Origin of the sequence: Longimicrobium sp. (assembly GCF_036399255.1) — a bacterium.
In the GTDB taxonomy this organism is placed as follows: domain Bacteria; phylum Gemmatimonadota; class Gemmatimonadetes; order Longimicrobiales; family Longimicrobiaceae; genus Longimicrobium.
In genome coordinates, this window is the sequence record NZ_DASWNM010000087.1 from 49905 (window position 1) to 72672 (window position 22768).

Below are 22768 nucleotides of genomic sequence, written 5' to 3' on the forward strand. Positions count from 1 at the left end.
GCACTCACCCCTCCCACGGAGCAACCGGGAAATGAAGCGCACCGCCGTACCGTTCACGCTGCTCGCGCTGGCCGCGGTCTTTGCCTGCGCGCCCTCGCCCACGCCGGCCTCGCGGCCCACGCCGGCCGGGCGTCCCACCGACGTCGGTGGCGGCATGGTGGCCCCGCCGCGCTGGGGAATGGTGATTCACGGCGGCGCGGGGGCCATGACGCCGCAGAGCGTGCCCCCGGAGCGGCAGGCGGAGTACCGCGCGGCGCTCACGCGGGCGCTGATGGCCGGGCACGCCGTGCTGGCGGGCGGAGGCACCAGCCTGGACGCGGTGGAGGCGGCCATCAACGTGATGGAGGACGATCCGCTCTTCAACGCCGGCCGCGGCGCGGTGATCACGGCGGACGGGCGCATCGAGCTGGACGCGGCGGTGATGGACGGCGCCACGCTGCGGGCCGGCGCGGTGGCCGGGCTGCACACCGTGCGCAACCCCATCGACCTGGCCCGGGCGGTGATGGAGCGCTCGCCGCACGTGATGATGATCGGCGAAGGGGCCGAGGCGTTCGCCCGGCAGCAGGGGCTGGCGATGGTGGACGAGTCGTACTTCATGACCCCCGCCCGCCGTGCGCAGTGGGAGCGCATGCGCCAGCAGGACAGCGTCCGGGCCGACAGCGCCGCGCGGGCGGGGCGCACCAGCGGCTACGCGGTGCCGGACGAGCGCAAGTGGGGCACGGTGGGCGCCGTGGCGCTGGACCAGCACGGCAACCTGGCCGCCGGCACGTCCACCGGGGGAATGATGATGAAGCGCTTTGGCCGGGTGGGCGACGTGCCCATCATCGGCGCGGGGACGTACGCCAACAACCGCTCGTGCGCGGTGAGCGCGACCGGCCACGGCGAGTTCTTCATCCGCAACACCGTGGCGCACAGCATCTGCGCGCTGATGGAGTACGGCGGGCTGCCGCTGCGCACCGCCGCCGACAGCATCGTCATGCGGCAGCTGGTGGCGCAGGGGGGCGAGGGCGGGGTGATCGCCATGGACCGGCAGGGCAACTGGACCATGCCCTTCAACAGCACCGGCATGTACCGCGGCCGCGTGGGCGCCGACGGCCGGCCCGAGGTGGCCATCTTCCGGGAATGATCCCCGGCCCCTCAAAAACGGTTTCACGCAGAGACGCAGAAACGCGGAGAGAAGAGATGATACCAGATTCTCGGCCCGATTGTGCACTTCCCACAGGCCGTCTCATCCTCAGACCAGATCCTTAAAAAGAATAATCGTACAGAGGAACAGAGTCAGACAGAGAAAGCGAGCTGAAATATCGGCCTGGTTCCTCTGTCTGACTCTGTTCCTCTGTACGCATGAAGGTGTTGTTTCCCGGATTCGGCGTCACACCGAGGACACGGAGAAGACGAGAGGACAGGTTTCTCCTCCGTGCTCTCTCCGTGCCTTCCGTGTGAGACGGAAGTAGAAGTTTGGGTGCACAATGGACTGCGAGATTCGGTATGACGACTCTACACTTCTTCTCTCCGCGTCTCCTGCGTGAGGCAACTTCCCAGGAAGTTTCCAATCTCCCCGGCGCATCCGTCTTTCTCGCGTTTCCCGGACATCCGCGCCGGCGAGCAGAGGAAACGGCACGAGAAAACTCCGTTGACTCCGTGTGAGTTTCCCCCCTGCCGTGCAGACCCTTGCTCACGGAACCTGAGAGGGTGTTGCCAAACCTCGCCCTGCGATTGACTTCCTGAGGGAGGCGCCGCTACGCAACCTGCGGGTACGATGGACTTGGGCGCCGACCGAAGGATCTCGCCGGCAGAACGACGGGGCTGGTTCCGTGCCCTGATCTGGCCCCTGCGCCACCGAGACGAGGTCCTTCGGTCGCGCGCAATCTGTTGTGTGACTTCTGGTTACGCGTGGTGCGCTCCCTCAGGAAGTCACCGCTTCATTATGGATTTGAGGTTTAGCAACACCCTCTCAGGAAGTCACCGCTTCGTTGCGAGCTTGAAGGTTGGCAACACCCTCTGAGCCAGCAGTAGCGGCATCCGGCCCGCCCTTGCCGGCTGTCCCCTGTCCCCTGTCCCCTATTCCCTATTCCCTATTCCCTATTCCCCATTCCCTATTCCCTATTCCCTATTCCCTATTCCCTATCAGCCCCATCCTTTCGCGGATCCGGATCACAGCCGCGCGAGCGTCCGCACGTCGTCCGCGACCTGCTCCACGGGCGCGCCTTCGGTGATGACCACCTGCAGGTTGCCGCGCCGGTCGATGCCGTACACCACGCCGGAGTGCACCGTCTTGAGCGCCTGGACCGTGGAGGCGGGCGGCGCGCCGTGCCCCTCATGCGCGTGGCCGGCGGCGGGCTGCGCGGGAACGTCGGCGACGTAGGCGCCGTAGCCCGCGCGCGCCTTTGCCAGCCCGGCGCTGTCGCCCGTCAGTCCGATGACCGCGGGGCCGAAGCGCGCGGCGTACGTCTTGAGCGCGGCGGGCGTGTCGCGCGCGGGGTCCAGCGTCACCAGCAGAATGCGCACGTCCTTCGCGACGTCCCCGGCGGACCGCAGGGCGCGCGTCAGCCGGTCCAGCGTGAGCGGGCAGACGTCGGGGCAGTGCGTGTATCCAAAGAACAGCAGCACCGGCGCGCCGCGGTAGCTGCGCAGCGAGACGGCGCGTCCGTCGTGGTCCGTGAGCGCGAAGTCCGCGGCGGGGGCCGCTTCCGTGTACGTGGTGCCGTGGAAGCGCGGCGCGGGCCTGGGCGCCGCCGCGATGCCGGCCGCGACCACGGTCGCCGCCATCACCACCACGCACGTCCACAGCGCCAGCCGCTGCGAGGGAGCCTTGTTCTGCGAGTCCATCCGTCCAGCCGGTAAGGGATCATCGCCGCGTAGCGGATGCGCGGCGCCGGCGCAAATGTAACACGCGGAGGCGTTTGGATCACCCCTCCCGCCTCCCGGCGGACGCAGGGGCGGCGATCGCGCGCGGGCGGCCCGGCTTCTGCTTGTCGCGCGCGGGGCGCCGGGCTACGTTCCGCGCCGCACGCACCGGGCACGGATTCCCCCACACTGACGTGATGCAGATGGCCGAGCTGGAAACCCTGGTCTCGCAGGCGTACCGCGAGCGCGAGCGGCTGAAGGAGCGCGAGGTGGCGCAGGCGGTGGAAGAAACCATCGCGCTGCTGGACGCCGGAAAGATCCGCGTCGCCGAAAAGGTGGACGGCGAGTGGCGGGTGAACGCGTGGATCAAGGAGGCCATCCTCCTGTACTTTGCCCTGCGCCCGCTGGAGCCCATGGAGGCCGGCGACCTGCGCTTCTTCGACAAGATCCAGACCAAGCAGAACCTGAAGGAGCAGGGGATCCGCGTGGTGCCGCCGGGCGTGGCGCGCTACGGCAGCTTCCTGGAGCCGGGGTGCGTGGTGATGCCCGGATACGTGAACATCGGCGCGTACGTGGGCGCGGGGACCATGGTGGACACGTGGGCCACCGTGGGCTCGTGCGCGCAGGTGGGCAAGGGCGTGCACCTGTCCGGCGGCGTGGGGCTGGGCGGCGTGCTGGAGCCGCCCAGCGCGTCGCCCGTCATCATCGAGGACGGCGCGTTCATCGGCTCGCGCTGCATCGTGGTGGAGGGCGTGGTGGTGGAGGAAGAGGCGGTGCTGGGGGCCAACGTGGTCCTCACCTCGTCCACCTCCATCGTGGACGTGACGGGGCCGGAGCCGGTGATCACCCGCGGCCGGGTGCCGGCGCGCTCCGTGGTCATCCCCGGCACCATTCCCAAGGAGTTCCCGGCGGGCACCTTTGGCGTCCCCTGCGCGCTGCTCATCGGCAAGCGCAAGGCGTCCACCGACCAGAAGACCTCGCTGAACGACGTGCTCCGCACGTTCAACGTACAGGTGTGAGGAAGTGTCGCACGTTTGGAGCGCATACGGGTAGGATCAGGGCACAGGCACCACAACGCGCAATCAGGAGGCAGTATGTCGATGATGCTTGATCTGCCACCCGGCTGGGAGCAGACACTTGGCGAGGAGGCCCGCAGGAAGGGAACCACGCCAGAGTCGCTCGTGCTGGCCGTGGTCGGCCAGCACCTGATCGCGCCTGCGCAGCAGGAGCGTGAAGCACCACCCCCCGGTTCGCTGGCGGAGCTCCTGGAAGGCTATGCGGGGGCCTTCGACAGCCGGGACTTCGTTCCGGGCGGTGCGCGCCTGTCCGAACGCACGAGCGAGCGGTTCACGGACATCCTGGTCGAAAAGCGCGAGCAGGGCCACCTGTAATGCTGACGGACGCCGGGCCGCTCCTCGCGATCCTCGACAAAGGTGACCCCCACCACGCTGCCTGCATGTCCGCGGCGAACGGGATCCGGGGGCCGATGACCACGACGTGGCCATGCTTTGCCGAGGCAATGTACCTGCTCGGCAGGGAAGGGGGATATCGGCTTCAGGCGGCGCTCTGGCGGCTTCGCAACGCCGGGCGCGTGCAACTGCATGACCTCTCGGACGCGGAAGTCTCTCGCGCTGAGGCACTCATGGCCCAGTACCACGATACGCCCATGGATCTGGGCGACGCGTCTCTGGTCGCGGTCGCTGAATCCCAGTCACTCCGGCAGGTTTTCACGCTGGACCGCCATTTTCTGTACTATCGCCTGGCGGACGGTTCCGTGCTGGAATCGATCCCCGGCCGCTGACCTTCTTCGACGCCCAGGAGGTGAAACGTGACGATCATCCCACCGCCCCGGCTGCAGCAAGCGCTCGATGAAGCTGCCCGGCGGCAGGGTACGACGGCGGAATTGCTGGCCGTAACGCTGCTGACTGGACTGCTGCTGCCCGTGGCCGCGGAGACTGAGGCGGAGGTGGTCCCGGAGGGCGGCTCCCTGGCCGACCAGCTCTCCTACTACATCGGCGCCATCGACAGCGGCGAGCACGTTGCTGGCGGCGCTCGCCTGTCCGAGCGCACGGGATCGGAGTACGGCAAGCTGCTCCTGAAGCGGCATCGCGAGGGGTATCCGTGATCCTGACGGACGCGGGGCCCCTCCTCGCGCTCGTGGATCGGCGCGATCCGTATCACGACCGCTGCCATGACGTGCAAAGACGTTCCCTCGCAAGGCACTGCTGACCACCCTGCCGTGCTTTACCGAGGCCATGTACATGGTGGGCGAGGCGGGTGGATACCGCTCCCAGGCATTGCTATGGGAGATGCGTTCGCGCGGGGATCTGTTGATTCATCCCATGACCACGGTTGAGATCGACCGGGCAGAGGTCCTGATGGAGAAGTTCAACGATTCACCCATGGACTTTGGCGACGCATCGCTGGTCGCGGTCGCCGAAACCCGTTCGCTACGCCAGGTCTTCACCCTCGACAAGCACTTCTGGTACTATCGTTTGGCCGACGGATCGGCCCTGGAGCCGATCCCGGGCCGCTGATCCATTCTCACCATCGCAACATCCGAGTGACTGATTCCATCCGGGACGAGCTGGCGGAGCTGACGCTGGCGCTGTGCAGCATCCCCAGCGAGACGTGCAGCGAGGCGGAGATCGCCACGTGGGTGCAGCACCGCTGCGTGCAGGCCGCGGGGGCCCAGTCCGTAAAGCGCATCGGGCACTCGGTGATCTGCGAGCCGTTCGCGCGCGACGCGCGGCCGGGGGAGCCGACGATCGCGCTGGTGGGGCACCTGGACACCGTGAAGTGCGCCGACGACCAGGCGTACGAGATCCGCGACGGGCGCGTGTACGGCTGCGGCGCCAGCGACATGAAGGCCGGCGTGGCGGTGATGATCTCGCTGCTGGACCGCTGGCGCACGCTGGAGCGCGCCCGGCCCGTGTGGATCTTCTACGACGGCGAAGAGGGGCCGGCGGAGGGGAACGGGCTGGGGCCGGTGCTGCAGAGCGGCATCCTGCCCCCGCTGGACTTCGCCTTCATCCTGGAGCCCACGGACCGCGGGGTGCAGCCCGGCTGCATGGGGCTGCTGCACGCCACCGTCACCGTCCGCGGCACCCGCGCGCACAGCGCCCGCCCCTGGCAGGGCGAGAACGCGATCTACAAGGCGATCCCCCTCCTTCAGCGGCTGCGCGACTTTGGCCGGCGCGAGGTGCGCTTCGGCGACCTGGCGTTCTACGAGGTGATGGTGGCCACCACGGCGGGGACGTACAACTCGCGCAACGTGGTGCCCGACGTCTTCGACATCAACGTCAACTTTCGCTTTGCCCCCGGCAACACGGCCGAGCGGGCGGAGGCGGAGCTGCGCGCGCTGGTGGGCGGCGACGCCGAGGTGCAGATCGTCGACACCGCGCCCGCCGGCGACGTGCACGCCGACCATCCGCTGCTGGTGGACTGGTGTCGAGCCGAGGGGCTGAAGGTGCTCCCCAAGCAGGCGTGGACGGACGTGGCGCGCTTCACCATGGCCGGCATTCCCGCGGTCAACTTCGGGCCGGGCGAGACGGGGCAGGCGCACCAGGCCAACGAGTGGGCCAGCATCGACTCGCTGGAGCACTGCTACGCCGCCCTTCGCCGCTGGTTCGCGCGATGAACCCGGTGCTGGACGGCATCGCGCCGTCGATCATCCGCGCCATCGCCGCCCGCAAGCGACCCGGCGACATCGACCTGGGGATGGGCGAGCCCACGCTGCGCCCCGACCCGCGCCCCTTCGACGCGGCCACGGCGTGGGTGCGCACGCACGGCCTGCCCTACACCGCGAACGCCGGGCTCACCGAGCTGCGGGCGCGCATCGCGGCGTACGTGGGCCTGCCGGACCGCGCCGCGGCGGAGAACGCCGTCGTCACCATCGGCTCCGAAGAGGCGCTGTACCTGGCGCTCAAGGCGGCGATCGATGCGGCGCGCGACGAGGTGCTGATCGTGGAGCCGTGCTACCTGGCGTATCCCAAGCTGTGCGCGCTGGAGGGGATCCGGCACCGGATGGTGGCGATGGATCCCGCGGACGGATTCCGCCCCTCCGCCGCGCGGGTGCTGGACGCGCTGGGGCCGGACACGCGGATGATCGTCCTCAACACGCCCAACAACCCCACGGGCCGCGTCTGGCCGGCGGCGGAGCTGCGGATGCTGGCGGACGGCCTGGCCGCGCGCCCCGGCCCGCCCGTGCGCGTGCTGTCGGACGAGGTGTACCGCGAGCTGTACTACACCCCGGAGCCGCCGGTCTCCATCGGCGCGCTGTGGCCGCACGCGCTGGTGGCGGGGTCGCTCTCCAAGAGCAACGCGCTCACCGGGCTGCGGCTGGGCTGGCTCGTGGGCGACGTGAAGACCATCAGTGCCGCCACCAAGGTGCACCAGCTGGTCAACACCGCCGCCAGCACGTTCAGCCAGGTGGTGGCGATGGAGATCTTGGCGGACGCGGAGAACCTGTCCGCGCACCGGGCGCACTACGCCGGGCGGCGGGCGCTGGTGGGGGGGTGGATGCGGGCGCACGGACTGGAATACGCGCCGATCGAGGGCGCCTTCTACTGCATGGTGCGCCTGCCGGAGCGCTGGGCGGCGGACTCCCTCGGCGCGGCGGAGGCGCTGCTGGAGCGGCACCGCGTGCTGGCCACCCCCGGCGTGGCCTTCGGACCGAGCGGCGAGGGGTGGATGCGGCTGTCGTGGGTGGCGGAGGTTGACGCGCTGCGGGTGGGCATCGAGCGCATCGCGGAGCTGTTCGCGGCGGAGGGGTAGCGGCGGGACGGCCCCCCTCCGCGGAACGGCGCGGATCTTTCGGCATACCACGCAGACCGTTCGATCAGCCACCCGCGCCGTCCATCGACCCGATGTCATCTTTTCAGGCCCGCCGCGCGGGCCCGCCCGACCCCGTCCGCCAGCACCTCTCCGACGTGCGCAAGGCGCTGCTGCGCCTGCACAAGGCGCTCATCGACAGCGAGCGCGCGGTGTACGAGGCGCGCAACGGGCCCCTGAACAACGCCGAGTTCCTGGGCGCGCTGCTGCAGGAGCCGTTCTTTCAGTGGATGCGCCCGTTCTCGCAGCTCGTCGCCACCATGGACGAGGCCATGTTCGGCGACGAGCCGGTGACGGCGGACGGCGCCCGCGGCTACGTGCGGCAGGCGCACGCGCTGGTCACCGCCCCCGCGGACGGCGACGGCGGAGGGCCGGAGACGGTGCGCTACGGGCAGGTGCGCGACCGCGACCCGGCCGTGCTCTTTGCCCATACCGAGCTGCTGCGCCGCGTGGCCGCCGCACTGACGGCGTACGGCGGGCCCGCCGCGTAGCGCGCGCCATCCCGTTTCGATCGGCGAAGTGTTAGAATTTTAGCAGACTGAGGCTCTTTCGTGAACGGTCGGGGTACTGCGCCCACCATTCGTCATCCGGCAACTCTGGAAGGCCGTGCAATGAAGCCCATTCGTTCCCTGATGTTCGCGGCGCTCGCGCTGGGCGCCCTTCTGCCCGCGGCGCCGCTGCGCGCGCAGGCCGGCATGGCCGACACCGCGCTGGCCAACTGGCACCTGCTCGACCCCACCGCCGACCGCGTTCCGGGCATCAGCGCCGAGCGCGCGCACCGCGAGCTGCTGGCCGGCCGGCCGGTGCGCGACACGGTGGTGGTGGCCATCATCGACAGCGGCATCGAGGTGGACCACCCGGACCTGGCGGGGATCATCTGGACCAACCCGCGCGAGCGCGCCGGCAACGGCCGCGACGACGACGGCAACGGCTACGTGGACGACGTGCACGGCTGGGACTTCCTGGGCGGGCGCGACGGCCGCGACGTGGACAACGACACGTACGAGGTTACCCGCCTGTACGCCGCCTGCCGCGCCCCCGGCGTCACGCAAGTGGGCGGCATTGCGTGCGCGGAAGTCCGCACCCAGTTCGAGCGCGAGCGGGACGAATTGATGCAGGAAGACGCCGTCATCAAGCAGTTCGCGGCCATGGCCGCCACGCTGCGGACGGCGCTGCAGGGCCGCGAGATCACGGTCGAGTCCCTGCGCTCCCTGCAGACCAGCGATCCCCAGGTGATCGCCGCCCGCAACGGCATCGGCCGCCTGCTGGCCGCCGGCTACCCCATCGGCATCATCGAGACGCAGGGCGAGGCGGTGCGCGACCGCCTGCAGTACAGCTACAACCCCGACTTCGACCCGCGCACCGTCATCGGAGACGACTACGCAAACCCCAGCCAGCGCGGCTACGGCAACGCCGAGGTCGAGGGGCCCGACGCCGACCACGGCACGCACGTGGCGGGCATCGTGGGTGCCATGCGCAACGGCACGGGCGTGGACGGCGTGGCGCCGGCGGTGCGCATCATGGTGCTGCGCGCCGTGCCCGACGGTGACGAGCGCGACAAGGACGTGGCCAACGCCATCCGCTACGCCGTCGACAACGGCGCGCGCGTGGTGAACATGAGCTTCGGCAAGAGCTTCTCTCCGCAAAAGAGCGTGGTGGACGAGGCCGTGCGCTACGCCGAGAGCAAGGGCGTGCTGCTGGTGCACGGCGCCGGCAACGACGGCGCCGACCTGAACTCGGCGGGCAACTTTCCCAACGCGGAGTACGCCGGCGGCGGGCGGGCCAGCAACTGGATCGAGGTGGGCGCCTCGTCGTGGCACGCCGACAACCTGGCGGCCGACTTCAGCAACTACGGCCGCGGCAAGGTCGACGTCTTTGCCCCGGGCGTCGACATCCTGGCCACCCTGACCGACGCGGAGTACGGCCGCCAGGACGGCACCAGCATGGCGGCGCCGGTGGTGACGGGTGTGGCCGCCACGCTGCTGTCGTACTTCCCGGAGCTGACGGCGCAGCAGGTGCGCGAGATCATCCTGGAGAGCGCCATCCGCCACACCGGGCAGACGCTTCGCCCCGGCACCGAGGACGAGCGCGTGAGCTTTGCCGAGCTGTCGGACACCGGCGGCGTGGTGAACCTGTACGCGGCGGTGCAGCTGGCGCAGCAGCGGGCACGGCGGTAACGGCAGGGGATAGGGAATAGGGAATAGGGAATAGGGAATAGGGAATAGCGGGACTCCCGTTCCCCTGGATCTCGGACGAGGCCCTCTTCCGTTGCACGGAAGAGGGCCTCGTCGTGTCATCCGGCGGATCGGTGTCATTCTGAGGAAGGCGCGCGCCCGGTCCTATCCAGACGCACCATCGCCCGTTGCGCCGACCGAAGAATCTGCCGGATGGGCGCGCGGTCCCGTCGGCTACGGCTGGTTTTCGCACGGGCCCCGCCCGTTCTCGGAAACGAGTCTGATCGAATCCTGCGGATCGGTGTCATTCTGAGGAAGGCGCGCGCCCGGTCCTATCCAGACGCACCATCGCCCGTTGCGCCGACCGAAGAATCTGCCGGATGGGCGCACGGTCCTGTCGGCTACGGCTGGGTTCGGGCGCGAGGGGCCCCCGTTTCCGAAGGAGACTCTTCGGTCGGCGCGCAGGGCTTCTGCGCGCTTCGGAAGGGATCGGAGAGGCGCCTTCCTCAGAATGACACGGTGGTCGAAGGGCGCGTCGGACCGACTTCACTCCGTGGACTCCGTTTCCCTGTCCCTGTCCCTGTTCCCTGTTCCCTGTCCCTGTCCCTGTTCCCTGTTCCCTGTTCCCTATTCCCTATTCCCTATTCCCTATTCCCTATTCCCTGTCCGACTCTCCCAACGCTCCGAGGCCGCCCGGTGTCCAACCTTTGAAGCGGCAGACGGATGGGTTGAAGCCGTCCATATCTGCGGCTAAATTAGCAGGCTCCACGGCTTTGCATCATGGCGGGCCGTGTTCGCCTTTTTCGCGGCACCCCGGCCCGCCGTACGCGGCGGGCCCCGAGGTTCAGAGTTCAAGAATGCCGATCTTCCATCGACGCACGCCCCGGGCGTACCGGGCCGCGCTCGTTCTGCTGGCGCTTGCCGCATCGCCCGCCGCCGCGCAGGGCGGCGACACGCTGGACCTGCCCCTGGGCACCGCGCTGCAGCTGGCGCGCGAAGGCGAAGAGGTGGGGCTGGCCACGCGCCGCGTGGACGCCGCCACCGCCGCCGTGGGCAGCGCCCGCGCCGCCGGCATGCCCTCCGTGCGCCTGGGCAGCACCTTCAGCCACGTGTACGAGAACGCCCGCGCGCAGGCCGTGGGGCAGATCTTCAACCAGCCCAACACCTACAACACCAACGCCACGCTCAGCGTCCCCCTGTTCCAGGGCGGCCGCTACCGCAACGCCACCCGCGCCGCGGCCAGCCTGCGCGACGCGGCCACGGCCGAGATGACGGCCACGGAGCTGGACGTGAGCGTGCAGGTGCTGCAGGCGTACCTGGGCGCGCAGCTGGCCGAGCGGCTGGTGGCCATCCAGGACACCAACCTGGTGCTGGCCCAGGCCCGCGTACGGCAGGCCGAGCAGTTCGAGGCCGGCGGACGCGGCAGCCGCTACGACGTGCTGCGGGCGCGGGTAGAGCGCGCCAACCTGGAGCCGCTGGCCATCGCCGCGCGCGGCGAGCGCGACCTGGCGCTGCTGGAGCTGCGCCGCCTGACCAACCTGCCCGAAGACGCGCCGCTGCGGCTGAGCACGCAGCTGGACGCCGCCACCGTCCGCGCCGCGGCCGAGGCGCTGGCCGGCGCCGCCGTGGCCGACAGCGCCGCGCTCGAGGCGCTGCCCAGCGTGCGCGCGGCGCGGCTGCGGGCGCGCGCGGGCGAGTCAAACGTGCGCGCGGCCAACGCGGCGCGGCTCCCCACCGTCTCGGTGAACCTGGTGCAGGGCTACCAGGCCTTTCCGCTGGACTGGAGCATTCCCGTGCGGCCCGGCGGGCTGGACACGGTAGACTGCCCCGCGGGGAGCGAGGCCGGCCGCGTGTGCACGCAGCAGAACGGGGGATGGTTTTCGGACCGCTCCCTGCAGCTGGCGCTCAGCTGGCCCGTGTGGGACGGCAACCGCGCCCGCAACGACCTGCGGCAGGTGCGCGCCCAGGCCGCCATCGCCGAGCTGGAGGCGACGCAGGCGGTGGAGAACGCCCGCGCCGCCGCCGCCCGCGCCCGCACCGAGATGGCCCGCGCCCGCGCCACCTTCAACACCGTCACGCTGACGGTGGCCGAGGCCGAGGAGGCGTTTCGCCTGGCCTCGCTGCGCTACACGCGCGGCCTGGGAACGCAGCTGGACGTGAGCGACGCGCAGCTGGCCCTGCTGACGGCACGCACGAACGAGGCGCGCGCGACGTTCGACCTGTACCTGGCCACGGCCGAGCTGGCGCGGGCGCTGGGCCGGCCCCTGCCGACACCCTGACGGGTGCGTGAGTACGAAAGTGGTGGATGGAGGGCGGATGGACGTCCGCGCCTTGTCGCCATTCCTGAGCTTTGACTTCTGATCGATCGATGCGGACTGATCTGCGTGTTTCTTTCCGGGCGGCCGCGGTGGCCGCGGTGCTGGCTTCCACCGCGGCGTGCGGCGGCGAGGCGGATGCGGCCGGCGGCGGCTCGGGTGGCGGGCGGCCGGGCGGCGGGCCCAGCGTGACGCTGGCGGCCACCGACCTGGCCGCGCCCACGCGCACCTCCATGGAGGACGCCATCCCCGTCACCGGCACGCTGGAGCCGCTGGAGCGGGCCGAAGTGCGCGCCCGGCTGGAGGGCGACCTGGAGGGCGTGTACGTGCGCGAGGGCGAGGCGGTGCGCGCGGGGCAGCTGCTGGCGCGCTTCAACGCCGGCGACCAGGCCGGCAACGCCCGCAGCGCCGACGCCGACGTGGCCGCCGCGCGCAGCGAGCTGAGCACCGCCGAGTGGACGCTTGAGCAGAACAACGAGCTGCTGCGCGAGGGCGCCATCCCCGAGCGCGACGTGCGCGTGGCCCAGCAGGCCGTCGCCGCCGCGCGGGCCCGGCTTTCCGCCGCGCAGGCGCGCTCCGGCAGCACCCGCCGCGAGGTGAGCGACACGCGCGTGCTGGCCCCCACCTCCGGCGTCATCGAGCAGCGGATGGTGAACCCGGGCGAGCGGGTGAACGGCAACACGACGATGTTCACCATTGTCCGCGGCGACGTGCTGGAGCTGGCCGCCGCCGTCCCCGAGCGCGCCGCGGCCCCCGTGCGCCCCGGCCAGTCCGTTCGCTTCGTCGCTGACGGATCGGAGTTCACCGGCCGCGTGGCGCGCATCAGCCCCTCGGTGGATCCCGGCTCGCGCTCGGTGACTGTCTACGTGCAGGTGCCCAACCCCGACGGCCGCCTGCGCGCCGGGACCTTTGCCAGCGGGCGCATCGTGAGCCGCGTGCTGGACGGGGTGATGGTGCTTCCCGCCGCCGCCGTCCGCGAGGGCTCCGAGGGCGGCGGGCAGGTGGTCTACCGCGTGGTGGACGGCAAGATCGACGTGGCCCCCGTCACCGTCGGCCTGAAGGACGAGGCGCAGGGGCTGGTGCAGGTGCTGAGCGGCGTGGGGGAAGGCGACCAGGTCGTGGTCGGCAACGTGGGCATCCTGGGCAAGGGAATGGCCGTGCGCATGGCCGGCCAGGGCGGCCCGGAAAAGGGCGGCGCACAGAAGGGCGGGCGCTGACGGGCGGACGGTAGGGATTTCCGGCGGCGGATCGGAGGGTTCGGTCTGCGCCCGCCGGCGCCCCCTCCGCTCGCTTAGGCTCGCACCTCCCCCGAAACTGCCGGGGGAGGTTGGGGTTCGGCGGAGTTCCGGCCGCTTCGGCGAGGCTGGTTCGGAGAGCGGGCGTTGTCGGATGCAGTTCGACACTTGATGCGAACCGCCAGAGTGTCGGCCACGACCAACCTCCCCCAGGGTTTTTGGGGGAGGTGCGAGCCTAGGCGAGCGGAGGGGGCGCTGCGGCCGGCAGATCGCCGTTCGAAGCGCTCGCGATTGTCGGATTGGAGTCCGTAAAGCCGGGCACGTAGACCAGACGGCGTGAGGGCATCGGTCCGCCCGGCACGCGTGAAGCTTTTTCTTCAGTTCCACCCGATCATCGGGAGACGCGGGATGTTCCTCTCCGACGTATCCATCAAGCGGCCGGTGTTCGCCACCATGATGATGGTGACGCTGGTCGTGCTGGGCATCGCCGGCTACCGGCGGCTGGCCATCGACGAGTACCCCGACGTCAGCTACCCCGTGGTGGTGGCGCAGACCTCCTACCCCGGCGCCAGCCCCGAGGTGATGGAGCGCGAAGTCAGCCGCCCCATCGAAGAGGCGCTGAACACCGTGCAGGGAATCCAGGAGATCACCAGCACCTCGCTGGAGGGCAGCTCGCTGGTGCGCGTGCAGCTGCAGCTGGGCGTGAACGTGATGGAGGCCCAGCAGGAGGTGCAGTCCAAGATCGCCCGGATGCGCCGCCAGCTGCCGGAGGACATCGAGGACCCGGTCATCATCCGCTTCGATCCCAACGAGCGCGCCATCATGTCCATCGCCGTGCAGAGCGGCGACCGGCCCATGCGCGAGCTCACCGAGCTGGCGGACGAGGTGATCAGCACCCGACTGGAGGCCATTCCCGGCGTGGGCGGCGTAAACCTGATCGGCGGCACCGACCGGCAGATCCAGGTGCAGCTGGACCCCGACGCCATGCGCGCCTACGCCATCAGCCCGCCGCAGGTGATGCAGGCGCTGCAGCGCGAGAACCAGGAGGTTCCCGCCGGACGCGTGCGCCGCGGCGACCAGGAGCGCCTGGTGCGCATCACCGGCCGCGTTGAAGATCCCCGCACCTTCCGCGACATCACCGTGGCGGTGCGCAACGGCGTGCCCGTGCGCCTGGGCGACGTGGCCAACGTGGTGGACGGCACGGCCGAGGCCCGCAGCGCCAGCTACCTGAACGACGGGCGCGCGCTCAGCGTCGAAATCCTGAAGATCAGCGGATCCAACACGGTGGAGGTGGCCGACCGCGTGCGCACGGCGGTGGCGGAGCTGCAGGAGCAGCTGCCCAGCGACGTAAAGATGTCGGTGGTGAGCGACGACTCGCGCCGCATTCGCGAGTCGCTGGCGTCGGTGCAGCACGAGCTGATCCTGGGCGCGGTGCTGTGCATCGCCATCATCTACTTTTTCCTGAACAGCTGGCGGTCCACCATCATCACCGGCCTGGCGCTCCCCATCTCGATCATCTCGGCGTACTTCGGGATGTGGATCTTTGGCTTCACCATCAACACGATGACGCTGCTGGCGCTGTCGCTGGCGATCGGCCTGCTGATCGACGACGCCATCGTGGTGCGCGAGAACATCGTCCGGCACGTGGAGATGGGGAAGGACCACTACCGGGCGGCGCGCGAGGGCACCAGCGAGATCGGGCTGGCGGTGCTTTCGACGACGCTGGCGGTGATCGCGGTGTTCATCCCCGTGGCCTTCATGGGCGGGCAGATCGGCCTGATCTTCTTTCAGTTCGGCGTGGTGGTGGCGTTCGCGGTGATGGTGTCGCTGTTCGTCAGCTTTACCCTGGACCCCATGCTGAGCAGCGTGTGGCCGGACCCCGAGGTGGAGAACCACGGACCCGGGCGGAAGCGCGGCAACATCATCCAGCGGGCGGCGCGCCGCTTCAACGACTGGTTCGAGCGGGTGGCGGACCGCTATCCCGGCTGGCTGGGGTGGGCGCTGGACCACCGCAAGACTGTGGTGGGCTTTGCGGCGGCGTGCATCATCGCCTCCGGCCTCATCATCCCCCGCCTGGGCTTTACCTGGGTGCCGGACTTCGACGGCGGCGAGTTCAACGTCAACTTCCGCGTGGCGCCCGGCAGCCGGCTGGAGTACACGGTGGACCGCGGGCACCAGCTGGCCACGGTGCTGCGGTCGATGCCGGAGGTGGACTTTACCTACATGTCCATCGGCGGCGGCTTTCGCGGCACGCCCAACACGGGCCGCGTGTTCGTGAAGCTGAAGGAAAAGGAGCACCGCGACCGCACGCAGGCCGAGATCCAGGACGAGCTGCGGCGCAAGCTGGCCGGGGTGCCCGGGGTGCGCGCCAACATCACCGGCACGCCCACCATCTTTGGCGGCTTTCGCCAGCCCATCCAGGTGAACGTGCAGGGGCCCGAGCAGGAACGGCTGAAGCTGGCGGCCGAGCAGGTGATGGAGGTGCTGCAGAGCGTGCCCGGCGTGGCCGAGCCCACCAGCAGCCAGGAAGGCGAGATCCCGCAGCTTGACGTGGACGTGGACCGCGAGCAGGCGTGGGCGGCGGGGGTGGGCATCAGCAGCATCGCCCAGACGCTGCAACCGCTGTTCACCGGCCAGCGCGCCACGCAGTGGGAAGACGAGCAGGGCTACTCGCACGACGTGGTGGTGATCTACCCCGACAGCGTGCGCACCAGCGCGGGCGACGTGGCGGGGATCGTGGTCCCCGGCAGCTCGGTGGACCCCACCACGGGGCGGACGGCGATGATCCCGCTGTCGCAGGTGGCCACGGTGCGCCCCGGCATGGGCCCGCAGCAGATCGAGCGGTCGTCGCTGGAGCGGCAGATCAGCATCAGCGCCGGCGTGCTCCCCGGCTACGCCATGGGCGACGTGGCGGCCGAGGCGCGCAAGGCGCTGGACGCGGCCAACCTGCCCAGCGGCTACCGCACGGTGTTCCGCGGCGACGTGCAGAACCTGGAAGAAACCAAGGGCTACGTGCTGGCGGCGCTGGGGATGGCGGTGGTGTTCATCTACATCATCCTGGCGTCGCTGTTCGGATCGTTCCTGCAGCCGCTGGCCATCATGCTGGCGCTGCCGCTTTCCTTCATCGGCGTGGCGCTGGCGCTGCTGCTGACGGGCGGCAACCTGAACGTGTTCACCATGATCGGCATCATCATGCTGATGGGCCTGGTGACCAAGAACGGCATTCTGCTGGTGGACTTTACCAACCAGCAGCGCGAGGCGGGGATGGGCCGGCGCGAGGCGCTGCTCTCCGCGGCGCGCGTGCGGCTGCGGCCCATCATCATGACCACGGTGGCGATGATCTTTGGCATGGTGCCGCTGGCCATGGCGCTGGGCGAAGGCGCCGAGCAGCGCGCCCCCATGGGCCGCGCGGTGATCGGCGGGCTGATCACCAGCACGCTGCTGACGCTGCTGGTGGTGCCGGTGGTGTACACGCTGCTGGACGACCTGACCGCCCGCCTGCGCCGCGGCCGCGCGGGTGGCCACCACGCCCACACGCCGCGGCCGGCGCCCGCCCCGGCTCGCGACCTCGAGCCCGTCGCGGCGGACTGACGGCGGCGGACCGCGCGAGCGCGGCTGGCGGACGGCTGGATGCAAGTCGAAGCGGCGCGGCGCCCGCGGGAGCCGCGCCGCTTTCGTCTCTATGCAGCCCGGGTGAACGGGTCTTGGCGGAAGCACTCAGGGCAGAGAGGCCGGCCCTTGCTGACGTTCGCGGGCTTTGCGCAGCGGTGGCATTTCTTCTCCGGATAATCCTCGTTTCCCCACGCGGCCCACGAGCCGTAGCAGTCGTCGCACAATGGTGTGCGTGGCTGGTAGCGCATGCCATCCCCACACCGGATGCACGTACCGGCGTTATGTCTCTTCGGCCCAGACGGCGTCGCCACGCGCGCTGGACTCGAGGTGCTCGCGGGGCTCGCGGCTGCGGGCTTTGTAAGGAATGAACGCAGCGCATTCACAATGCGCCCTTCTGGCTGCTGGAGCGTAGCCGCGTTGATAATCGACTGGATCTCCCGTTGTGCCGCCGCGAACGCTTCCCCATCCTCGGCCGAAAGGAGCACGCTCATCTCTCGATTGTTCTTCTCCGAGAACTCATAGAGATTCATCGAACTGATGATGATCTGACGCTCATTGGCATAGCACTTGGCATGCAGGTGCTCCAGAAAGTACAACTTCAACCCCCTCAACTCACGCACCTTGCTCATTTCATCTGTGCGCAGCTCGTTTTTTCCGTACACCAGCTGGATCTCCACGCCGCTTCGGTCCGCATCACGCAACCGTTCAAGGAGGTGCTGGTTTACCTTGAGGTACGGAGTGATGAGTGTGACACGCCGCTGGCTCTGCTGGATTACGTGCTCGATGTGAGAGGAAGTGTTAAGCGTTGTCAGGAAGGTAGGCATCTGTCGAAAGGATGGGATTTCATGGGCGGTAAACCTCGGACCAACAGTCTACCGCGCACAAGTGGCGCGAATCAAGTGTTCCCGGAACGGAATGGTGCCGCTGACCATCCTGTTGGGCGAGGGAGCGAGTAGCCGCGCGGTGATCGGCGGCCTCATCACCAGCACGCTGCTGACGCTGCTGGTGGTGCCGGTGGTGTACACGCTGCTGGACGACCTGACCGCCCGCCTGCGCCGCGGCCGCGGTGCCAGCCATCACGCCCACGCACCGCGCCCGGCGCCCGCCCCCGCCCGCGACCTGGAGCCCGTCGCGGCGGACTGACGGCGGCGGACCGCGCGGCTGGCGGACGGCTGGATGCAAGTCGAAGCGGCGCGGCTCCCGAGGGAGCCGCGCCGTTTCTCATTTGTCTGGACAGACGCGCGTGGGCGCCATACCGTATATGGCGCAAGCTACGCGCATTGGACCGACGGTTTGCGCGACGGCCGGAGGCAAACGGCTGTCCCAGGCGAGATCCCCACGTACGGAGGAGCCATGAAGCGGAACATTCAATCGTCGTTGTTCGGTGCAGGACTGCTGCTGTCGCTCGGGTTCGGTGTGAGCCAGGCGTTCGCGAGCGCCCAGACGGAAGCCGAACAGGCGTACTGCCAGACGTATGCGGAAATGGTTGCTTGCCGTCGAGACTGTGGCGCGGTGGGGATGTACGCGTACTGCGATCAGGAACTCGGGTGCACCTGCTACTGATCACGGCCGCCGCGGTACTCTGAGCCAGCCTGCGCCGCCGGCCGCACCCGGTCTACGCCCCCGGCGTGGTGCACGCCGGTCCCGCCGGCCGCGACCGAGCCAGTGGCAGCAGATTGACGACGCGCATGACAGCGCAGTTGGCGGATCAGCTCGATGCAAGACGAAGCGGCGCGGCTCCCGAGGGGCCGCGCCGCTTCGCTCCTCCCCTTCTACATACTCAGTTCGGCCCCAGTTGCCTCTGCAGCGTCACGGTTGCCTGGCCGGAGAGGCCGGTATCGCCGCACGCGTTGCACCAGGGATAGGTAGTGTAAGTGACGCGAACTATGTTCCAGAGGAAAGCGCCGATTGAAACCCGTCCGTACTGGAAGTTCTTTGGTCCATCGATGGTCTGCGTGGTCGTGGGCTCTTCTTCGAACGCAGGGAACAATGACTCACCTCCCCAGATCCCCTCGACCTTTCCGTATCCGAACAGTTGAAGCTGTTTGTCATTGCTCATGATCCGCACGCGCCCGTCCAGCGCAAGCGCAAAGCTGGTGTTGGCACTCGTCGGCTCTGCACCCAGTGCTTCGACGTCGGTAGCGCCCCGCCCAAGCCCCGCAATCACGAAGTCGAATCCGTTCGCAGAAGGTGCATACCAACGCAGCACGGGCAGCTGCACGCCCAGAACGACGTTGCCTCCTCCCGCCACGAGCCGCTGAATCGCTTCCCGCGCATCGATCACATCATTGTCGTCGTCATCATCATTTTCTCCGGCGCTTCCTGTGGAGGACACCATGGTTCCGACGTTGGCGCGAAACGGACCAAAATATGTCGTTACCAAATCGGTATAGATTGCACCTGTCTGGTCACCAGCCGTGACTGTCGCCTGATCCAGTCCGGTGATTCCCTCCGCTCCCCATACACAGGCTGCGCGTCTGGTAGACATTGCCCACACGCTTGGGGAAGACTTCTTGGCCGTATCAGACACGAACAAGGCGCGGCACGCATTCTCCAACTGCTGGGCGCGGAGTTCGGAAGCGAGTCTGGCCGCCTCGGCCAGACTCGCGGGGTCCGTTCTGGTTGCGAGTTCCCGCAGACGGCGGGCGGTCGTGGTATCGTCTTCGACGGGCGCTTCAACAACCTGTGTCAACCGGAACTCCTGGGCTGCCGTCGGAGACCGCGTTCCGGCCAACGCGACCACCACGAACGGGATGAACATGCGCTTCATGTTTCCGGACCTTTAGCAGGAGGGTTTGTGGAGCGTGGTCCAAAAACTTTCATCCGCTCACTTTCGGAATGCAAGCCCGCCGAAAGACGTTCATCCAGAATTCTGCATACACGGCTTGTGATACCGGTCATGCACACCCTGCTGGACGACCCGGACCGCCCGCCTGCGTCGCCTGGCTCGTTGGCCCCGCCGTCCGAGACGCGGAGCCGGTCACGGCGGACTGACGGTCGACGCACGGCCGGCGCGGCTGGCGCATGGCTGGATGCAGACGAAGCGGCGCGGCTCCCGGAGGGAAGCGCGCCGCTTCCGTCTGGATGGGGATCGCATGCGCGGAGTGATCACGCGTTGCTTGACGCGGATCAGAACCCGAATCATAGTACGCCGCCTCGCTTTGCTCCTCGCGCTCCGGAACGGATCATGGGAACGCAGACGCACTACCCAACCGGGTCGTACGATGCACGGGCGAGCCGTCGAACAACGGCCGCGACGGGCATTCCCACCCTCATGATCCGCTTGAACTACTCGCCGTCGTCAGAGTGGATGCATGCGTTCAGGCGGGTTCGCACCGAGCGCAAATTCGCATACAGGGCCGAGTACTATCACACCGGCTGGGGCTCGGATGTGAAATACTACGTCCAGGCTTCGCCCTGTCCGGCGGACCGAGCAGGTGTAGAGCGCATGCTTGCGGAGGTAACGCAGCAGATCAAAGAAGCGGGCCGCCGTGTGGGCGTATCGGAGACGGCACGCGTGCAGAGGGAGATGGCCGCGCAGGAAGCGGAACGCAAGCGCAAGCGTGATGCAATCCGGACGTTCGACGCCGCGACGGGTACACCCTGGTGGCGCCGGCTCTTCGGCTGAGCGGTCGACGGCCCGCGAAGGCTCCACGGTTGAACGCGAGACGAGCGACGAAGTCCGGCCTTTGATCCATGCAGGCGCATCTGGTTGCCGGCACCGCTACGCAACCAAGTCGTCGCCAGGAGCCGCCACAGCCTGTCAGCCGGTTCCAATCCTGTCGCGATCCCCATTCGCCGACGATCCCGTGCCCTGCGCGCAGAGTGGGAGGCGTTGCCCTCGTTGCCGATATCCGTCCCGGCCGCATCGCCTGCCTTGACCAACCCCGCAACCAGGAGGATTCATGGACCCGCGGCCCCTGCTCGTTTCCCTGATGGTCCTGCTTGGCGGGTGCACCGGCGCGCGCACCAACCCGGCGCCCGCACCCATGGCGGCCGCCGCGCCGCCGGCCACTGCGGCCTCCGCCGGGGGTGAGACGGCGGAGGTGCTGCAGCGCGTGCGGGCGCTGAACACCCCCTCATCGACCAACCTGATCACCGTATACTACACGGAGGGACACCAGGAAAAGGCGCTGCGCCTGCGGACCGTGGTCGAAGAGGCCATGCGCTTCTACGCCGACTCGCTGGGCGTTCAGGCGCCCATTTCGCTGGCGGTGCTCGATCGCCAGCAGTGGACGCAGGCCGGCGTGCAGCAGCCGTACGGCATTCCGGGCGTCACCGGCACACCTCCCGTGGCCTTTCTCCCCGCCAGCGACGACAACGTGGCGGCCGACGACGCGCTCTCCATCCGCGCCGGCGTCGGGCCCGCGGCGCTGCGCCTGATCGAGGCCAGCGGCCACTCGTACGAGGAGGGCGCCCGCCGGTACGTGGACCTGGTGGGGCTGCACGAGCTGGGGCACACGTACAGCCGGGCGTTCGGAATCCGGCCGGCGCATCGGTGGCTCAACGAGCTGCTGGCCACCTACGTGGCGTACGCGTTCCTGCGCCAGCGGCACCCGGAGCAGGCGCGGCTCTGGGACGGCATTCTGCGGGGCTACGTGGACGCGGTGCGGCCGCGGCACACGTCGCTGGAGGACTTCAACCGCCTGTACTTCGGGGTAGGGCCGCAGAACTACGTCTGGTACCAGGCCCGCTTCCAGGAGATGGTGCGGCCCGCGTACGAGGCAAAGGGCCTCGGCTTTCTACGCGAGGTACGCGCGGCGTTCCCCGAAGGCGAGGCGTCCCCGCCCAGCATGGACACGGCGCTCGACCGGCTGGAGCGCATCCAGCCAGGCTTCCGCGCCTGGGCCGCGGGGCTCGCGAACATGACCGCGAACACCGATGCGGCGCCGTGACTGCGCCGCCGCCCGGCGACAATGAAGACGAAGCGGCGCGGCTCCTTTGATGGGCCGCGCCGTTTTCGTGTCTGCCCGGGCGCTCGATTCCGGTATCGTGGTGCCGAGGAATCCTTCCCGGTGGTCAGCTCCCTGCATCCGACTCGCCCGCCTCCCGATGCGCGGGGAGGCCGCTGCGGCGCGCCATCAAGATGCGCGCGACGCGGTAGACGTAGGCGACCGCGGCCAGGATGACGATGCCGGAGCTCACTGGGCCGATCCACTGCTCCACCTGGCGGAACTGGCTGCCCAGCAGCCGCCCGGCGTACGCCAGGACGAAGGTCCACAGCACCGTTCCCAGCGCCGAGAGCGCCAGGAAGGGCGCGGCGGGCATGCGGGTAAAGCCGGCGGGCACGGAGATCAGCGTGCGCACCACGGGCACCAGCCGCCCAAAGAACACGCTGCCGCGCCCGTGCCGCGCAAACCAGTCGGTGGCGCGGTCCACGTCGGCGGGGGTCATGGCCAGCCAGGTGCCGTGCGCCTGCACCCACCGCAGCAGCCGGTCGTGTGTCACCGCGCGGCCCACGCCGTACCACACCCCCGCGCCCGCCAGCGACCCCGCGCTCCCCGCCGCCACCATCACCCAGAACGGCGCCTGGCCGCTGGCGGACAGGTACCCCGCCAGCGGCATGATCACCTCCGACGGCAGCGGAGGGAACAGGTTCTCCAAGAACATCAGCAGCGCCACCCCCAGCGGCCCCAGCTGCCGCACCACGTCCACCACCCAGTCCTGCATCCCGCCCCCATTCGCGTCATGTCATCCAACCCGCGCCGTTCTGCGCGGTTCGTACCAGACGCGTATGGGGCTGCTTGTGTTG

21 protein-coding genes are annotated in these 22768 nt (G+C 69.2%); 17 read left to right on the top strand and 4 right to left on the bottom strand.

The genetic code is table 11. The features are described 5' to 3' along the window. The first annotated feature begins 31 nt into the window (after window positions 1-31). On the top strand, window positions 32-1126 hold the full coding sequence (locus VGC13_RS15170) for an isoaspartyl peptidase/L-asparaginase (RefSeq protein ID WP_331126108.1): 1095 nt from the start codon (window positions 32-34) through the stop codon (window positions 1124-1126). Window positions 1127-2154: 1028 nt separating this feature from the next. Here the strand turns inward: VGC13_RS15170 and VGC13_RS15175 are convergent. Beyond that, window positions 2155-2829: an SCO family protein gene (locus VGC13_RS15175; RefSeq protein ID WP_331126109.1), complete on the bottom strand. Its 675-nt coding sequence runs from the start codon at window positions 2827-2829 to the stop codon at window positions 2155-2157. A gap of 221 nt (window positions 2830-3050) precedes the next feature. Between VGC13_RS15175 and VGC13_RS15180 the strand changes: the two genes are divergently transcribed. From VGC13_RS15180 to VGC13_RS15235, 12 genes are all read left to right on the top strand, one after another. After that, window positions 3051-3866, top strand: a complete 816-nt coding sequence (locus VGC13_RS15180; protein WP_349264219.1) for a 2,3,4,5-tetrahydropyridine-2,6-dicarboxylate N-succinyltransferase — start codon at window positions 3051-3053, stop codon at window positions 3864-3866. A 75-nt stretch (window positions 3867-3941) separates the two neighbouring features. Beyond that, complete coding sequence (locus VGC13_RS15185; protein WP_331126111.1) at window positions 3942-4238, top strand: hypothetical protein; 297 nt, start codon at window positions 3942-3944, stop codon at window positions 4236-4238. Continuing rightward, on the top strand, window positions 4238-4648 hold the full coding sequence (locus VGC13_RS15190) for a hypothetical protein (RefSeq protein WP_331126112.1): 411 nt from the start codon (window positions 4238-4240) through the stop codon (window positions 4646-4648). The genes VGC13_RS15185 and VGC13_RS15190 overlap by 1 nt, the downstream gene beginning before the upstream one ends. A 27-nt stretch (window positions 4649-4675) precedes the next feature. After that, entirely contained in the window at window positions 4676-4972 is a 297-nt protein-coding gene (locus tag VGC13_RS15195) for a hypothetical protein (RefSeq protein ID WP_331126113.1), read from the top strand. Window positions 4973-5102: 130 nt separating this feature from the next. Further along, complete coding sequence (locus VGC13_RS15200; RefSeq protein WP_331126114.1) at window positions 5103-5384, top strand: hypothetical protein; 282 nt, start codon at window positions 5103-5105, stop codon at window positions 5382-5384. A 26-nt stretch (window positions 5385-5410) separates the two neighbouring features. Then, window positions 5411-6487, top strand: coding sequence for a succinyl-diaminopimelate desuccinylase (gene dapE / locus VGC13_RS15205; RefSeq protein ID WP_331126115.1), 1077 nt, complete (start codon window positions 5411-5413; stop codon window positions 6485-6487). After that, window positions 6484-7623: a pyridoxal phosphate-dependent aminotransferase gene (locus tag VGC13_RS15210; protein WP_331126116.1), complete on the top strand. Its 1140-nt coding sequence runs from the start codon at window positions 6484-6486 to the stop codon at window positions 7621-7623. Before dapE ends, VGC13_RS15210 begins: the two co-directional genes overlap by 4 nt. Window positions 7624-7715: 92 nt before the next feature. Then, a complete protein-coding gene (locus tag VGC13_RS15215) occupies window positions 7716-8171 on the top strand; it encodes a hypothetical protein (protein ID WP_331126117.1) in 456 nt (151 codons plus the stop codon). Between the two features lie 120 nt (window positions 8172-8291). Continuing rightward, window positions 8292-9857 carry a S8 family peptidase gene (locus VGC13_RS15220; RefSeq protein ID WP_331126118.1) on the top strand — a complete coding sequence of 522 codons (1566 nt, stop codon included), beginning with the start codon at window positions 8292-8294 and terminating at the stop codon, window positions 9855-9857. Between the two features lie 854 nt (window positions 9858-10711). After that, on the top strand, window positions 10712-12133 hold the full coding sequence (locus VGC13_RS15225) for a TolC family protein (protein ID WP_331126119.1): 1422 nt from the start codon (window positions 10712-10714) through the stop codon (window positions 12131-12133). An 89-nt stretch (window positions 12134-12222) separates the two neighbouring features. Beyond that, the gene (locus VGC13_RS15230; protein ID WP_331126120.1) at window positions 12223-13386 is read left to right on the top strand and encodes an efflux RND transporter periplasmic adaptor subunit; all 1164 of its coding nucleotides are present in this window, start codon (window positions 12223-12225) and stop codon (window positions 13384-13386) included. Window positions 13387-13812: 426 nt separating this feature from the next. Next, a complete protein-coding gene (locus VGC13_RS15235; protein WP_331126121.1) occupies window positions 13813-16995 on the top strand; it encodes an efflux RND transporter permease subunit in 3183 nt (1060 codons plus the stop codon). Between the two features lie 89 nt (window positions 16996-17084). On the opposite strand, the gene VGC13_RS15240 is transcribed toward VGC13_RS15235, so the two are convergent. Next, entirely contained in the window at window positions 17085-17840 is a 756-nt protein-coding gene (locus tag VGC13_RS15240) for a phospholipase D family protein (RefSeq protein ID WP_331126122.1), read from the bottom strand. A 94-nt stretch (window positions 17841-17934) separates the two neighbouring features. Here VGC13_RS15240 and VGC13_RS15245 point away from each other — a divergent pair, with 94 nt between their 5' ends. Together VGC13_RS15245 and VGC13_RS15250 are read left to right on the top strand one after the other, a co-directional pair. Then, window positions 17935-18159, top strand: coding sequence for a hypothetical protein (locus VGC13_RS15245; RefSeq protein WP_331126123.1), 225 nt, complete (start codon window positions 17935-17937; stop codon window positions 18157-18159). Between the two features lie 210 nt (window positions 18160-18369). Beyond that, window positions 18370-18579 (top strand): hypothetical protein, encoded by a 210-nt coding sequence (locus tag VGC13_RS15250; protein WP_331126124.1) that lies wholly within the window; start codon window positions 18370-18372, stop codon window positions 18577-18579. A gap of 217 nt (window positions 18580-18796) precedes the next feature. Here the strand turns inward: VGC13_RS15250 and VGC13_RS15255 are convergent, their stop codons facing one another. Continuing rightward, a complete protein-coding gene (locus tag VGC13_RS15255) occupies window positions 18797-19786 on the bottom strand; it encodes a hypothetical protein (protein WP_331126125.1) in 990 nt (329 codons plus the stop codon). A gap of 417 nt (window positions 19787-20203) precedes the next feature. On the opposite strand from VGC13_RS15255, the gene VGC13_RS15260 reads away from it, so the two are divergent. Together VGC13_RS15260 and VGC13_RS15265 are read left to right on the top strand one after the other, a co-directional pair. After that, entirely contained in the window at window positions 20204-20644 is a 441-nt protein-coding gene (locus VGC13_RS15260; protein ID WP_331126126.1) for a hypothetical protein, read from the top strand. A gap of 277 nt (window positions 20645-20921) precedes the next feature. Further along, window positions 20922-21911 (top strand): hypothetical protein, encoded by a 990-nt coding sequence (locus VGC13_RS15265; RefSeq protein WP_331126127.1) that lies wholly within the window; start codon window positions 20922-20924, stop codon window positions 21909-21911. 124 nt (window positions 21912-22035) lie between these two features. On the opposite strand, the gene VGC13_RS15270 is transcribed toward VGC13_RS15265, so the two are convergent. Continuing rightward, entirely contained in the window at window positions 22036-22686 is a 651-nt protein-coding gene (locus tag VGC13_RS15270) for a DedA family protein (RefSeq protein WP_331126128.1), read from the bottom strand. Window positions 22687-22768: the final 82 nt, after the last annotated feature.

Excerpts from the sequence above, each read along its gene's own strand:
- VGC13_RS15170 (WP_331126108.1), top strand. The coding sequence starts at position 32 with ATGAAGCGCACCGCCGTACCGTTCACGCTGCTCGCGCTGGCCGCGGTC.
- VGC13_RS15175 (WP_331126109.1), bottom strand. The coding sequence starts at position 2,829 with ATGGACTCGCAGAACAAGGCTCCCTCGCAGCGGCTGGCGCTGTGGACG.
- VGC13_RS15180 (WP_349264219.1), top strand. The coding sequence starts at position 3,051 with ATGGCCGAGCTGGAAACCCTGGTCTCGCAGGCGTACCGCGAGCGCGAG.
- VGC13_RS15185 (WP_331126111.1), top strand. The coding sequence starts at position 3,942 with ATGTCGATGATGCTTGATCTGCCACCCGGCTGGGAGCAGACACTTGGC.
- VGC13_RS15190 (WP_331126112.1), top strand. The coding sequence starts at position 4,238 with ATGCTGACGGACGCCGGGCCGCTCCTCGCGATCCTCGACAAAGGTGAC.
- VGC13_RS15200 (WP_331126114.1), top strand. The coding sequence starts at position 5,103 with ATGTACATGGTGGGCGAGGCGGGTGGATACCGCTCCCAGGCATTGCTA.
- VGC13_RS15210 (WP_331126116.1), top strand. The coding sequence starts at position 6,484 with ATGAACCCGGTGCTGGACGGCATCGCGCCGTCGATCATCCGCGCCATC.
- VGC13_RS15215 (WP_331126117.1), top strand. The coding sequence starts at position 7,716 with ATGTCATCTTTTCAGGCCCGCCGCGCGGGCCCGCCCGACCCCGTCCGC.
- VGC13_RS15220 (WP_331126118.1), top strand. The coding sequence starts at position 8,292 with ATGAAGCCCATTCGTTCCCTGATGTTCGCGGCGCTCGCGCTGGGCGCC.
- VGC13_RS15225 (WP_331126119.1), top strand. The coding sequence starts at position 10,712 with ATGCCGATCTTCCATCGACGCACGCCCCGGGCGTACCGGGCCGCGCTC.
- VGC13_RS15230 (WP_331126120.1), top strand. The coding sequence starts at position 12,223 with ATGCGGACTGATCTGCGTGTTTCTTTCCGGGCGGCCGCGGTGGCCGCG.
- VGC13_RS15235 (WP_331126121.1), top strand. The coding sequence starts at position 13,813 with ATGTTCCTCTCCGACGTATCCATCAAGCGGCCGGTGTTCGCCACCATG.
- VGC13_RS15240 (WP_331126122.1), bottom strand. The coding sequence starts at position 17,840 with ATGCCTACCTTCCTGACAACGCTTAACACTTCCTCTCACATCGAGCAC.
- VGC13_RS15250 (WP_331126124.1), top strand. The coding sequence starts at position 18,370 with ATGAAGCGGAACATTCAATCGTCGTTGTTCGGTGCAGGACTGCTGCTG.
- VGC13_RS15255 (WP_331126125.1), bottom strand. The coding sequence starts at position 19,786 with ATGAAGCGCATGTTCATCCCGTTCGTGGTGGTCGCGTTGGCCGGAACG.
- VGC13_RS15260 (WP_331126126.1), top strand. The coding sequence starts at position 20,204 with ATGGGAACGCAGACGCACTACCCAACCGGGTCGTACGATGCACGGGCG.
- VGC13_RS15265 (WP_331126127.1), top strand. The coding sequence starts at position 20,922 with ATGGACCCGCGGCCCCTGCTCGTTTCCCTGATGGTCCTGCTTGGCGGG.
- VGC13_RS15270 (WP_331126128.1), bottom strand. The coding sequence starts at position 22,686 with ATGCAGGACTGGGTGGTGGACGTGGTGCGGCAGCTGGGGCCGCTGGGG.